The sequence below is a fragment of the Brachybacterium massiliense genome, from assembly GCF_900184245.1.
GTDB lineage: Bacteria > Actinomycetota > Actinomycetes > Actinomycetales > Dermabacteraceae > Brachybacterium > Brachybacterium massiliense.
Window position 1 is genome coordinate 137,699 of the sequence record NZ_FXXB01000007.1, and the last position, 13,434, is coordinate 151,132.

At 72.8% G+C, this 13,434-nt stretch carries 10 protein-coding genes and 1 tRNA gene; 7 read left to right on the top strand and 4 right to left on the bottom strand.

Annotated elements, in window-relative coordinates; genetic code table 11:
- Positions 1 to 181: 181 nt before the first annotated feature.
- The 5 genes from BN4251_RS07290 (at position 182) to lplAB (ending at position 5,364) form a co-directional block, all read left to right on the top strand.
- The gene (locus BN4251_RS07290; protein ID WP_087484943.1) at positions 182 to 976 is read left to right on the top strand and encodes an ABC transporter permease; all 795 of its coding nucleotides are present in this window, start codon (positions 182 to 184) and stop codon (positions 974 to 976) included.
- Positions 969 to 1,808, top strand: a complete 840-nt coding sequence (locus tag BN4251_RS07295) for an ABC transporter permease (protein ID WP_245810242.1) — start codon at positions 969 to 971, stop codon at positions 1,806 to 1,808. Before BN4251_RS07290 ends, BN4251_RS07295 begins: the two co-directional genes overlap by 8 nt.
- Complete coding sequence (locus tag BN4251_RS07300; RefSeq protein WP_087484469.1) at positions 1,805 to 2,842, top strand: ABC transporter ATP-binding protein; 1,038 nt, start codon at positions 1,805 to 1,807, stop codon at positions 2,840 to 2,842. The genes BN4251_RS07295 and BN4251_RS07300 overlap by 4 nt, the downstream gene beginning before the upstream one ends.
- A 104-nt stretch (positions 2,843 to 2,946) precedes the next feature.
- The gene (locus BN4251_RS07305) at positions 2,947 to 4,227 is read left to right on the top strand and encodes a hypothetical protein (RefSeq protein ID WP_087484470.1); all 1,281 of its coding nucleotides are present in this window, start codon (positions 2,947 to 2,949) and stop codon (positions 4,225 to 4,227) included.
- A 51-nt stretch (positions 4,228 to 4,278) separates the two neighbouring features.
- A complete protein-coding gene (lplAB, locus tag BN4251_RS07310) occupies positions 4,279 to 5,364 on the top strand; it encodes a lipoate-protein ligase LplAB (RefSeq protein WP_087484471.1) in 1,086 nt (361 codons plus the stop codon).
- Here the strand turns inward: lplAB and BN4251_RS07315 are convergent.
- Positions 5,350 to 6,138 (bottom strand): metallophosphoesterase family protein, encoded by a 789-nt coding sequence (locus tag BN4251_RS07315; RefSeq protein ID WP_087484472.1) that lies wholly within the window; start codon positions 6,136 to 6,138, stop codon positions 5,350 to 5,352. The two genes, lplAB and BN4251_RS07315, sit on opposite strands and share 15 nt — an antisense overlap.
- Positions 6,139 to 6,245: 107 nt before the next feature.
- Between BN4251_RS07315 and valS the strand changes: the two genes are divergently transcribed.
- Positions 6,246 to 8,921 (top strand): valine--tRNA ligase, encoded by a 2,676-nt coding sequence (valS, locus tag BN4251_RS07320; RefSeq protein WP_087484473.1) that lies wholly within the window; start codon positions 6,246 to 6,248, stop codon positions 8,919 to 8,921.
- A 117-nt stretch (positions 8,922 to 9,038) separates the two neighbouring features.
- Here the strand turns inward: valS and selB are convergent, their stop codons facing one another.
- The 3 genes from selB to BN4251_RS07335 form a co-directional block, all read right to left on the bottom strand.
- Entirely contained in the window at positions 9,039 to 10,823 is a 1,785-nt protein-coding gene (gene selB, locus BN4251_RS07325) for a selenocysteine-specific translation elongation factor (RefSeq protein ID WP_087484945.1), read from the bottom strand.
- A gap of 2 nt (positions 10,824 to 10,825) precedes the next feature.
- Positions 10,826 to 12,166, bottom strand: a complete 1,341-nt coding sequence (gene selA / locus BN4251_RS07330; protein ID WP_245810243.1) for an L-seryl-tRNA(Sec) selenium transferase — start codon at positions 12,164 to 12,166, stop codon at positions 10,826 to 10,828.
- 52 nt (positions 12,167 to 12,218) lie between these two features.
- Positions 12,219 to 12,313: transfer RNA gene (locus tag BN4251_RS07335), tRNA-Sec, on the bottom strand.
- 85 nt (positions 12,314 to 12,398) lie between these two features.
- On the opposite strand from BN4251_RS07335, the gene selD reads away from it, so the two are divergent.
- The gene (selD, locus tag BN4251_RS07340) at positions 12,399 to 13,415 is read left to right on the top strand and encodes a selenide, water dikinase SelD (protein WP_087484474.1); all 1,017 of its coding nucleotides are present in this window, start codon (positions 12,399 to 12,401) and stop codon (positions 13,413 to 13,415) included.
- Positions 13,416 to 13,434 lie beyond the last annotated feature (19 nt).

Below are 13,434 nucleotides of genomic sequence, written 5' to 3' on the forward strand. Positions count from 1 at the left end.
GGAGCGGATCTCACTGTGGGGCGGGGCGGACCGGGCCAGCGTAGATGCGCCGCACCGCCGCCCGCGGCCGGAGCTCGCGCACCGGAGGAGCACCACGCGCCCCGGCCCCGCCCCTCCCCAGGTCGGGAGGTCTGCAGCCCGGCTCTTGTGCCGCATGCCACAGATCGGTACCCTCGCGCGAGTGTCCACGTACTGGGCGGTCGCGGCCGCAGCCTTCCGCCAGTACTCGACCTACCGCCTCGCCACCGCCGCAGGGGTGTTCACCAACTCGGTGTTCGGCCTGATCCGGGCCTCGATCCTGTTCGCCGCGATCACCACCGCGGGCGGCGAGCTCAGCGGCTACACCATCGCCCAGGCCGCGACCTATGTCTGGCTCGGGCAGGCGCTGCTGGCACCTATCGAGGCCTTCGGCACCCGCGAGGTCTCCCAGCGGGTGCATCAGGGGGATGTGGCGATCGATCTGCTGCGCCCCATCTCGTTTCTGGGCCTGTACTACGCGCAGAAGCTCGGCCGCTCCGCCTTCCTCCTACTGGGCCGCGGGATCCCGCCGATGCTCATCGGGGCGCTCCTGACCGGCCTGGCCCTGCCCGAGGATCCGTGGTCCTACCCGCTCGGGATGCTCTCGCTGCTGCTGGCGATCACGGTTGCCTTCCTCGCGGACATGCTCGTGAACCTCACCGCGTTCTGGCTGCTGGAGACCCGCGGCCTGACCGTCGTCTACACGGCGCTGATGAACCTGCTCTCGGGCCTGCTGATCCCGATCGTGTGGTTCCCGGACTGGCTGCTCGCGATCGCCCGCGCCACCCCCTTCCCCTCGATGCTCCAGACCCCCATCGACACCCTCTCGGGGCGCATCCCGCCGCTCGAGGCGCTGCCGCTGCTGGGCGTCCAGCTCGGCTGGATCGCGCTGCTCGCACTGGCCGCCTCGGCGATGCTGCGCGCCGGGGTGCGGAGCGTGGAGGTGCAGGGTGGCTGAGCGCTCCCGCCCCGACCTCGCCGACCGCCCGGTCTCGACCGTGCGGATGGTCCTGACCCTCTACGGCTCCCGGCTTCGCTCTCAGGCGAGCTTCCGCACCAGCTTCATCGCGGATGTGCTCGGCCAGGCGCTGATCGTGAGCGTCGAGTTCCTCGAGCTGTGGGTGATCCTCAGCCAGGTGGGGGTGCTCGGCGGGATGACGCTGACCCAGGTCGCTGTGGTGTACGGGCTCGGTGCGCTCGCCTTCGGCATCGCCGACATGTTCTTCGGCGAGATCGACGGGCTCTCCGCCCAGATCCGCTCCGGGAAGCTCGAGGTGCTGCTGATCCGCCCCGTGCCGATGCTCCTTCAGATCTCGAGCCTGGACCTCTCGCTGCGCCGCATCGGCCGGATCGCGGTGGGCCTGGTGATGTACGTGGCCGCGCTCACGATCGCCGGCTTCGAGCCGTCGGCCGCGACGCTGCTGCTGGCCGTCACCGCCCCGCTCGCGGGCGCGCTCCTGTTCGGCGCGCTGTTCACCATCGCCGGGGCGATGCAGTTCTGGCTGATCGAAGGGCGCGAGTTCGCCAACGCCTTCACCTACGGCGGCAACTACGTCGCCACCACCCCGGGCGCGGTCTTCGCCCTGCCGATGCGCGCCTTCTTCACCTTCGTCGTCCCCGCGACGCTGGTCGCCTACGCCCCCACCCTCGCCCTGCTGGACCTCCCCGGCCCCGCCCTGATCCCGGCCTGGTCGGGATGGCTGGGCCTGCCCGCGGCGGTCCTGGCATGGATCGTCGCCGGAGCCCTCTGGCGCGCGGGGGTCCGCAGATACACAGGAGCCGGTGGATGAGCCCCGCAGTCCCTCCCCCTCAGCCGCTCGACGCCGCATCCCCCGCGGCGGATCCGGCGGTCGCGCTCACGGGCGTGCGCCGCGACTACGTGGTGCGCGCACCGGTGGCCGGCTCCCGCCGCCGACGCCGCCAGGTGGTGCGCGCGGTCGACGCTCTCTCGCTGCGGATCGGGCACGGCGAGACCGTCGGCTTCGTGGGCGCCAACGGCGCCGGGAAGTCCACCACGATCAAGATGATGACCGGGATCCTGCAGCCCACCGCAGGCGCGCTGCGGATCCTGGGGCATGATCCGGTGCCCGAGCGCCGTGCCCTCGCGCGGCGGATCGGGGTGGTGTTCGGCCAGCGCTCCCAGCTGTGGTGGGACCTGCCGCTGAGGGAGAGCTACCGCATCCTGGGCACGATGCACCGCCTCACCGACCGGCAGCGCGAGGCGCGTCTCGAGCGGCTCGTGGACGGCCTGGAGCTGGGCGGATTCCTCAGCCGCCCCGTGCGGCAGCTCTCCCTGGGCCAACGGATGCGCGGAGAGGTCGCCGCGGCGCTGCTGCACTCCCCCGAGCTGGTGGTGCTCGACGAGCCGACGATCGGCCTGGACATGGTCTCCAAGGAGGGACTGCGCCGGTTCCTGCGCGAGGACCGCGCCGAACGGGGCACCACGCTGTTCCTGACCACCCACGACATGGGCGACGTGGAGCGGCTGTGCGAGCGGATCGTGGTGGTCGACTCCGGCGCGGTCGCCTACGACGGCCCGCTCGAGTCCTTCCGTCAGCGGCTCGGCGCTCCCCGCGAGCTGATCGTGGACCTCGAGGAGCCCGCCTCCGAGCTCTCCCTCCCCGGCGCCGCCCGCACCCTCGCCGTCGACGCCGGCGGGATCCGGCACCGGATCGCCTTCTCAGGGGATGCGCTGACCGTGCCGGCGCTGCTGACCGCGATCAACCAGCAGGTCGAGGTGCGCGATCTGTCGCTGCGGGAGCCTGCGATCGAGGACCTGGTGCGACAGATCTCTGCGCGGAATCGGCGGGGCGGCACCGCCTGATCTCGCCGGCCCCGTGCCGTCGGCCGCGCCTCCACCTGCCGCGACGGCCCGCCGAACCGCTACCGTGGGGAGCACGGTCAGCCCGCACGGCACTGAGGAGGATCATGGCTCGCTCGTACGCCACCGTCGGTCAGATGCTCACCTACGCGGTGGAGCGCTCCTCGCTCTCCCTCGAGCTCCAGGGACCCGCGCGCGTCGAGGTGATCCTGCGCCACATGCTCGAGTTCGTGCTGATGTCCCCGCGCAGCCGGGACGCCTTCCTGCGCACGGTCGCGCGCACCGAGCACACCACCGGCTCGATCGCCGCCTCGCCGCGGCTGCGCCGGACCTCACCGGATCTGGTCGCGGAGCTGCTGCCCAGCTCGAGCGACTCCGACGACGGCGCCCGCCTCGGCATCGCCCTGCGCGTGGGCGGCCCCTTCGGCACCACGCAGCTGCGGGAGATGCGCGCCGCGCTGGGCTCCTCGCCCCACCACCTGCTGCTGGCGATCGCCCGCCACACCGACCGCGCCGAGCTCGAGGGCGAGGTGCCCGACGGCGTGGTGGCCACCAGCTGGGCGCGGGTGGGACGGCGCATGCCCAAGGCCGATCCGGGCCACGCCCACCTGTGGCAGACCCTCGGCGAGGTGGGCGAGAACGCCGGACGCCCGGTGGTGCAGTTCCCGGTCAACGCCAAGAAGCTGCTCACCCGCGCCGCGACCGCCCAGGAGTTCCGCGCCCATCTGGACGTGCTCCACCAGGCCAGTCGCACCCTCTTGGGCACGAGCCCGCACTTCTCCACCCGCCGCGGCCAGACCGACGCCCACCTGCAGGCCGGGGTGGGCCGGCAGCGCACCGGCCTCGAGTTCGGGGAGGTGGACCACGGCACTCCGGTGCACTTCGTGCGCACCGGCGAGGAGCCCGTCCCGCTCGGCATCGGCCGTGCGGGTGACGACGCTGAGCGTGAGCAGGCGCGCGAGCGACTGGAGATGTTCGCCAGGCGCACTGCATGGCGCACCGAGGCAGGCACCCCGCCCCCGCCCGGTGAGCTGATCGGCGCTCCGGCGGCGCCCGAGGTGGAGGGGGCACGGCTGCTGCTGTGGGCGATCTTCAATCCGATGCTGCTGCGGGACCGCGGCTTCGATCCGGCCCCCTCGCGCCGTCAGCCGGCGCTCACCTCGACCACGATGGGACTGCGACTGCTGCACCGCGGGGACGACTCCGGCACCGAGTACCGGATCTGGGTGGGCGGCGACCGCGAGTGGAAGAACCTCATCCCGCGGGTCACGCGCGAGGAGACCGCCCAGCGCCCGGCCGAGACCTACGCGGTCGCGCCGCGCAAGAGCCAGTCCACCGCAGATTTCGTGTGGGAGGTCCATCGCGCGCTGCGCTCGCTGACGATCTGAGGAGCGCACCGCGGACGCGCACGGCCGACGGGACTGCGCGACAATGAGGGCATGGACGAGCGCAGCGAGAGCATGGTCTTCAGCGGGCAGTACAAGGTGCGGGGCGGGAAGCTGGTCTCGGTGGACGTCACCGTCTCCGAGGACCGGATCGCCACCGCGCATGTCTTCGGGGACTTCTTCCTCGAACCGGACGATGCCCTCGAGGACCTGAACGCGGCCCTGGTGGGGATGCCGACCTCCGCGACGGCGGCGGAGCTCTCCGCGGCGATCACCGCGCGGCTCGACGCCCGCCCCGACCCGGTGCAGATGATCGGCTTCGACGCCGAGGCGGTGGCGATCTCGGTGCGCCGCGCGCTCGGGCACGCCACCAGCTGGGAGGACCTCACCTTCGAGGTGTTCGACCCGGTGGTGCTGCCTCCCGTGATGCACGTGGCGCTCGATGAGGTGCTGCCGAACGAGGTGCTCGCCGGGCGGCGCGGCCCCCACTTCCGGATCTGGGACTGGGACTCCTCGCTGGTGGTGATCGGCTCCTACCAGTCGCTGCGCAACGAGATCGATGCCGACGGCGCCGCGAAGCACGGCATCGACGTGGTGCGCCGCATCACCGGCGGCGGCGCGATGTTCATGGAGGAGGGCAACTGCATCACCTACTCGCTGGTGGTGCCGACCTCCCTGGTGGAGGGGCTCAGCTTCGAGCAGGCCTACGCCTATCTCGACGACTGGGTGATGGGCGCGCTCGCGGAGATCGGGGTGACGGCGCATTACGTGCCGCTGAACGACATCGCCTCCGAGCAGGGGAAGATCGGCGGCGCCGCACAGCGCCGCTTCGCCGGCGGGGTGCTGCTGCATCACGTGACGATGGCCTACGACATCGACGCGGACACGATGGGCGAGGTGCTGCGGATCGGCCGGGAGAAGCTCTCGGACAAGGGCACCCGCAGCGCGAACAAGCGCGTGGACCCGATGCGCTCCCAGACGGGCCTGGCCCGGCAGCAGATCATCGACGGGTTCCTGGAGTTCTTCCGTGCCCGCTACGACACCGCGACCTCGACCTACACCGAGGACGAGCTGGCGAAGGCCCGGAAGCTCGTGGAGACGAAGTTCGGCACCGAGGAGTGGACCTCACGGGTGCCGTGAGTCCTCCGGCGCTGCGAGGCTGAGCCCGAGCGCGGCATGATCGCCGCGGTACACACCGGTGCGCAGCTCGAGCACGTACGCCTCGGTCTCGGGCATGCCGAGCGCGAGGGTCGCCTCGATCTCGGCCTCCACGTCGTACGCGACCCGCACGAACTGGATCCCGAAGGGCGCCTCGGCGCCGCCGTCGGCCTCCCCCTCGAGGATCACGTAGGAGGGGGTGGGATCGTCGAGCTGGTTGCCGACGGAGCCGACGTTCACCAGCGTCCCCTCCCGCCCGGAGCGGAGGAACGGATCGTGGATGTCGCCGTAGACGACGACGTCCGCAGCACGCCCGCCGCCGGTGAAGGGGGTGGGCGCGAACATCATCGCGAACTGCTCCTGGCCGTGCTCGCGGTGCACGCGCGTGAACTCGTCCACCGGGGAGGCGTGCACCATGCGCACCAGGCGTCCCGACAGGTGCAGGTCCAGGCTCCCGGGCAGGCAGAACAGCCATTCGCGCTCGGCGGCGGGCAGCTCCGCCCGCCACCAGTCCTGCGCCGGGGACCAGGTCTCCCCATGCCCGGCGATGAACACCTCCCAGTTGCCGCGCACGGTCGCCTCGCAGCGCGCGCGGGTGAGCGCGGTGCACTCCGCGCCGCGCGGTCCCTTGCCCACGATGTCGCCGAGGTTGATCACGCGGGTGATGCCGCGGGAGGCGATGTCGGCGAGCACCGCACGATACGCGGTGAGGTTGCCGTGCACGTCGGAGATCAGGGCGATGCGCTCGAGGGCCATGGCCCCACGGTACGGCCGCGGCACGCGAGCACCGGCGCGGCACGCGAGGGCGCTCACACTGCAGGCCCGTGCGTTGCACTGGGGCGCAGACCTGGAACAATGAGCGCATGACCGATACTGCAGCGCGCCCCGACTCCTCGATCCCCGACCGCCCCTCCCTCGAGGGGCTGGAGGAGAAGTGGGACGGCGTATGGAGCGAGCAGCAGCTCTACGCCTTCGATCCGGACACCACCCGTGACCAGGTCTTCAGCATCGACACCCCGCCTCCCACGGCGTCCGGCTCCCTGCACATCGGGCACGTCTTCGGCTACTCGCAGGCGGACATGATCGCGCGCTACCAGCGCATGCGCGGCAAGAACCTCTTCTACCCGCTGGGCTGGGACGACAACGGCCTGCCCACCGAACGCCGTGTGCAGAACTACTTCGGCGTGCGCTGCGATCCCTCGCTGCCCTACGACCCGGACTTCACGCCCCCGCAGGAGGGCGGCGACAACAAGTCCTCGAAGGCCGCGAACCAGCTGCCCGTCTCCCGCCGCAACTTCATCGAGCTGTGCGAGCGCCTCACCGAGATCGACGAGAAGTCCTTCGAGGAGGTGTTCCGCACCCTGGGACTGTCGGTGGACTGGAACTACAGCTACCAGACGATCAACGCGCACTCCCGCGCGACCTCGCAGCGGGCCTTCCTCGAGAACTTCGAGGCCGGTCAGGCGTACCAGGCCGAGGCCCCCACCATGTGGGACGTCACCTACCGCACCGCGGTGGCGCAGGCCGAGCAGGAGGACCGCGACCGCGACGGCGCCTACCACCGCCTCGCCTTCACCCGTGCCGACGGCTCCGGGGAGAAGGTGGTCATCGCGACCACCCGCCCCGAGCTGCTGCCGGCCTGCGTGGCGCTGGTCGCGCATCCGGATGACGAGCGCTACCAGGGCCTGTTCGGCACCACCGTGACCTCTCCCCTGTTCGGCGTCGAGGTGCCGGTGCTCGCGCATCCCCTCGCCCAGCCCGACAAGGGCGCCGGCATCGCCATGATCTGCACCTTCGGCGACTCCAACGACGTCACCTGGTGGCGTGAGCTCGAGCTGCCCACCCGCTCGGTGATCGGCCGCGACGGCCGCTTCCTGGCCGAGGCGCCGTGGATCTCCACGGAGGAGGGCGCTGCGCGCTACTCCGAGCTCGCGGGCCTGACCGTGTTCAGCGCCCAGAAGCGCGTGGTCGAGATGGCGACCGAGTCCGGGGACCTGGTGGGCGAGATCGAGAAGATCAGCCACCCGGTGAAGTTCTACGAGAACGGAGACAAGCCGCTCGAGTTCGTCACCTCCCGGCAGTGGTACCTCACCAACGGCGGCCGCGACCAGTCCCAGGGCGGGCTGCGCGATGCGCTGATCGAGCGCGGCCGCGAGCTGACCTGGCACCCGGCGTACATGGAGTCCCGCTACCGCAACTGGGTGGAGGGCCTGGCCGGTGACTGGCTGATCTCCCGCCAGCGCTTCTTCGGGGTGCCCTTCCCGATCTGGTACGCGGTGGGCGCCGACGGCGAGACCGACTACGACACCGTGCTCACCCCGTCGGTCGAGGAGCTCCCGATCGATCCGACGATCGATGTGCCCGCCGGGTACACCGAGGCGCAGCGCGACCAGCCGGGCGGCTTCGTCGCCGATCCCGACATCCTCGACACCTGGGCCACCTCCTCCCTGACCCCGCAGCTCGCAGGCGGCTGGAACGCGGGCGAGGAGGCCGAGGGACTGTTCGAGAAGGTGTACCCGATGGATGTGCGCCCCCAGGGCCACGACATCATCCGTACCTGGCTGTTCTCCACGATCGTGCGCTCCCACCTGCAGCAGGACTCGCTGCCGTGGAAGCATGCCTCGATCAACGGCTGGATCCTGGACCCGGACCGCAAGAAGATGTCCAAGTCCAAGGGCAATGTGGTCACCCCGATCGGCCTGCTGCAGCAGCACGGCTCCGACGGTGTGCGCTACTGGGCCGGCCGCGCCCGTCAGGGCGTGGACACCGCCTTCGACGAGGGCCAGATGAAGATCGGTCGCCGCCTCGCGATCAAGATCCTCAACGCCTCGAAGTTCGCCCTCGGCTTCGGCGAGGCGCCCGCGGATCCCTCGGGCCGCCTGGCCGCCGATCCGTCCGTGGTCACCGATCCGCTGGACCGGGCGCTGCTGGCGCAGCTGGCGACGGTGGTCGAGCAGGCCACCGCGGCCCATGACGACATGGACTACGCCCGCGCGCTCGAGATCATCGAGCCGTTCTTCTGGGCGTTCTGCGACGACTACATCGAGCTGGTCAAGGAGCGCGCCCACGGCAACTCCCCCGCCGGCGAGGCCGGTGCCGCCTCGGCGCGCGCCGCACTCGCGATCACGCTCGAGGTGCTGCTGCGCCTGTTCGCCCCGGTGGTCGTGTTCGCGACCGAGGAGGTCTGGTCGTGGTGGCGCAGCGGAAGCGTGCACACCCAGCCCTGGCCCGAGGCGGGCCCGCTCGCGGAGGCCTCCGCGGGGCAGGACGCCGCGCTGGTGGACTCTGTGGCCCAGGCGGCGATCACCCTGCGTCGCATCAAGTCCGATGCGAAGGTCTCGCAGAAGACTCCGATCCTCTCCGTCACGGTGGTGGCCCCCGAGGCCGCTCTGTCGCACCTCGAGGCCGCCTCCGCGGATCTCATGGCGCTCGGCCGGGTCGAGAAGCTCGAGCTGGTGGCCGGGGAGGGCGAGGAGATCCTCACCCGCGACGTCGAGCTCGGCGAGCCCCCGGTCAAGCAGCCCCGCACCCAGGGCTGAGTCTCCTGCGATTGGGTTGACCTGCGAAGGGCCCGGTGCTCACCGCCGACAGCGGTGCGCACCGGGCTCTTCGTCATGGGTCCTCACCAGGGAGTCAGCCGCCAGCACCTCAGCGCCTCAGCGCACGACCTCTCGGTGCCCGGCGTCGACCCGACGGGTCCAGCCGCGGGTATCGAGGTGCTCGAGCAGCGGGATCGCGATGCGTCTGGTGGTGGCGAGGGCCTGCCGCGCCTCACTGGTGGTGAACGGCTGAGACAGGCGCGACAGCTCCCGCATCGCCAGCGCCGGGGCGGTGGGCAGCAGGATCACCTCCCCCGGCAGGCGCAGCACCCGATGCTGCGCCGCGGCGGCGGCCAGCTCCCGGGCTCCGAGCCCCAGGCCGGCGAGGTCCTCCGCCTCGGGGGCGTGGAAGGGAGCGCTCCGCAGCCGTTGCTCAAGGGCGGTGATCCCGGCCTCTGCCGCCCCCAGCCCCGTGGGCGCGCTCGAGCGCACGCGGCCCTCGGCCCAGGCCAGCCCCGCGGCGGCGGTCACCGCGGTCAGCAGCTCCGCATCGGGCAGGTCGAGCGCATCGACGGCGGCCTTGCCGGGCACCCCGGCGGAGAGCTCGTCGCGGCGCTGCTCGGCATCCACGAGCCGCGTGAGGCGCTCGGCCCAGTCGGTCATCGCGCCGGCGTCGACCAGCCACGCCCCGTGGCGGCGCACGGTCTCCGGGAGCGCGGGCGGGATCCGCACCCCGAAACGGCGCAGAGCGTCCTCGCGCACGGCGCCGCGGCGGCGCACCTCGAGGGCGACGTCCGCGTCGGCCGGCATCGCCGTGAGCGTTACGGCGCGCCGGGTCCCGTCGCCGCGGCGTCGCAGCGGGGGCGGGTCGACGTCGAGCACGAGCGCGCCGCCGTGCACGGCGCGGCTGCCGCCGGCCCGCAGCACGAGTGCGTCGCCGACGCTCACCGGGAGGGGCCTCGCGAAGGTGAGACGTGCATGCTCCGCCCCGAAGGGGCGCACCCGGGCGGGGACCGCGGCGGTGCCGAGGTGGATCATCAGCTCGCTCGGGGCGTCCTCGAAGCCGCGCCCGGTCGTGGCGCGCACGTCGAGCAGGTCGGTGAGCTCCCAGGCGCCGGGGGTGAGCAGGGCGTCCCCCCGGCCGATCTCCTCGGTGCCCACTCCGCGCAGGTTGAGCGCCGCGCGGCTGACCGGTCCGAGCTGCTCGAGCGCTCCGCCGCGGCTCTGGATGCCGCGCACCGCCACCTCCCCGCCGCGCCGCGCCCCGCACAGCGCGAGGCGGTCCTCGCGGTGGAGGGTCCCGGCAGGCAGCGTGCCGGTGACCACTGTCCCGGTCCCGGCGAGGCTGAAGGCCCGATCCACCCAGAGCCTGACCGGCTGGGTCGCGGAGGGCTCGCGGGCGCGCGCCAGGACGGCGTCCAGCTGCTCCCGCAGCTCCTCCAGCCCCTCCCCGGTCACGGCGGAGACGGCGACCGCGGGGGCCTCCGCGAGCCCCGTGCCCGCCAGCTCGGTGCGGGCCTCGGCGGTGACCTGCTCGACCCGTGCGGGGGCGAGGTCCGCGCGGGTGATGACGAGCAGGCCCTGGTCGATGCCGAGCGCCGCGACGGCGTCGCGGTGGTCGGAGGACTGCGCCTGCCAGCCCTCATCGGCGGCGACCACGAAGCAGACGATCGGGGCGGGGCCGAGGCCCGCGAGCATGGTGCCGAGGAACCGCTCATGGCCGGGGACGTCCACGAAGGAGACCTCGCGGCCCGAGGGGAGCATCGTCCAGGCGAAGCCGAGGTCGATGGTCAGGCCGCGGCGCCGCTCCTCGGCGAGCCGATCAGGCTCGATCCCGGTGAGCGCGCGGACCAGGGTGGACTTGCCGTGGTCGACGTGACCGGCGGTGGCGACGACCTGCATCGTCACCGCGCGGCTCCGCGCAGCGCACGGGCGGCGTCCACGGCGGCGACGAGGCGCTCGTCCTCCTCGGCGGGCACGCACCGCAGGTCCAGCAGGCAGCGCTCGTCCCGCACGGTGGCGACCACGGCGGGGTCCCCGATGCGCAGCGGCCCGGCGAGCTCGGGCTCGAGGGCGATCGCCCATCCGGGTAGCGGCACCTCCGCACCTCCCCCGCCGCCGACGCGCCCGTCGTGCGCCACCAGCTCTCCCCCGAGCCGTGCGGCGAGGTGCTCGGTGCGCTCCCGCAGGGCATCCGAGTCGGTGCGCAGCGCCTCGAGCACCGGCGGCACCGGACCGGTGAGGGTGGCCTCGAGGGCGGCGAGGGTGAGCTTGTCGGCCCGGACCGCGCGGGCCAGCGGATGCCGGGCGAGGCGGGCGATGATCTCGCCGCGGCCCAGCAGGATCCCGGCCTGGGGGCCGCCGAGCAGCTTGTCGCCGCTTGCGATGACGAGGTCCGCGCCGTCCCGCAGCGCGGTCGCCGCATCGGGCTCCTCCGCCAGGGCGGGCTCGGGGGCGAGCAGGCCGCTGCCGAGGTCCGCGACCAGGGGCACGCCCGCCTCCCGGCACGGGGCGGAGAGCACGCGGACCGGGACCGTACTGGTGAATCCGATGACGCGGTAGTTGCTGGTGTGGATGCGCAGCACGCAGCCGGTGCGCGGTCCCAGAGCGTCGGTGACATCGGCGAGGTGGGTGCGGTTGGTGGTGCCGACCTCCCGCAGCTGCGCACCGGTGGACGCGATCAGGTCCGGCAGGCGGAAGCCGGCGCCGATCTCGATCATCTCTCCCCGGCTGAGGATCACCTCGCCGGTGCCGGCGAGCGCCGTGGTGGCGAGCACGAGGGCCGCCGCCCCGTTGTTGACGACCAGGGCGTCCTCGGCCTCGGGGCACGCGGCGAGCAGCGCGGCCCTGGCCCCGGCGCCGCGGCGGGAGCGGGCGCCGGTGGTGAGGTCGAACTCGACATCGGTGTACCCGGCGGCGTCGGCGAGGGCCTGGCGCGCGGCCGCGGACAGGGGCGCGCGGCCGAGGTTGGTGTGGACGATGACGCCGGTGGCGTTCAGCACCGGGCGCAGGGAGGCGGCGGGGCGGCCGCCGAGGGCGACGAGCACCTCCTCGAGCACCTGCTCGGGGGTGATCTGCCCCGAGCGGGCGCGGTCCTGGGCCGCGCGCACGACATCCCGCACCACGTGTTCGCTGAGCGTGGCGGTGGCGGCGGCGATCTCGGGATGGGCCAGGAGATGGTCCGTGCGCGGGATGCGGCGGCGCGGGTCCGTGTTCTGCGCACCGGGCGGCGGGGGCACGGACACGGGACCTCCTGGGGCCGACGGCGGCTGCTCGCCGCGGGGCGCGGCGCACGAGTGGCGGAGGCGGACGGGAATCGAACCCGCCAGACCGAGATGCTCGGTCTCACCGGTTTTGAAGACCGGGGCGCCCACCAGGACACGTACGCCTCCGCCGCTCAAACTATCACCGCCGGACCAGGGACGATCCTCACCGACATCCTCACCGACGGACGGCGCTCGCCAGTAGGCTCCGGCCATGAGCGAGAACCCGATCCGGCCCGTGTCCCAGCCCTCGATCCGACTGACCACCATGGCGCACGGCGGCGGCTGCGCCTCGAAGATCCCGCCGGGCGAGCTCGAGGAGGTCGTCTCCACCCTCTCCGGCCAGGACTACCAGCAGGTGATCGTGGGGCTGGACGACGGCGACGACGCCGCCGCGGTGCGGATCGGCGAGGACGGCGCCACCGCCGTGCTCTCGACCGCAGACTTCTTCACCCCCGTGGTCGATGACGCCTTCGACTGGGGCCGCATCGCCGCGGCGAACGCGCTCTCGGACATCTACGCGATGGGCGGGGACCCGGTGGTGGCGATCAACCTGGTGGGCTGGCCGCGCGAGGTGCTCCCCTACGAGCTGCTGCAGGAGGTGCTCGCCGGCGGTCTCGCCGTCGCGAAGCAGGCGGGCGTGCCGGTGATCGGCGGGCACTCGGTGGACGATCCCGAGCCGAAATACGGCATGGCGGTCACCGGCACCGGCGATCCGGAGCGTCTGCTGCGCAACGATGCCGCCGAGCCGGGGCTGCCGATCACCCTGACCAAGCCGCTCGGGGTGGGTCTGCTGAATAACCGGCACAAGTCCACTGGCGAGGTGTTCGCCGCCGCGGTCGAGACGATGACGACGCTGAACCGGGACGCCTCGAAGGCGGCGCTCGCGGCCGGGGCTCGGGCGGCCACGGATGTGACGGGTTTCGGGCTGCTGGGCCACCTGTTCAAGATGGGCCGTGCCTCCGGGGTGGGCATGGTGATCGAGCGGGCCGCGGTGCCGCTGGTCGAGGGCGCGGCCGAGGCGCTGCGGGACGGCTTCGTCTCGGGCGGGACGCGCCGGAACCTGGACTGGGTGCGTGAGGACGTGCGGGCGGGCGCGGGCATCGGCGAGGAGGATCTGCTGCTGCTCGCCGATGCGCAGACCTCCGGGGGCCTGCTGGTCATCGGCGAGGTGCCCGGCTATCCGATCATCGGCGAGACCGTCGAGGGCGCGGGCATCGACGTGCGCTGAGGGCCTCCGCCGGGGCGGG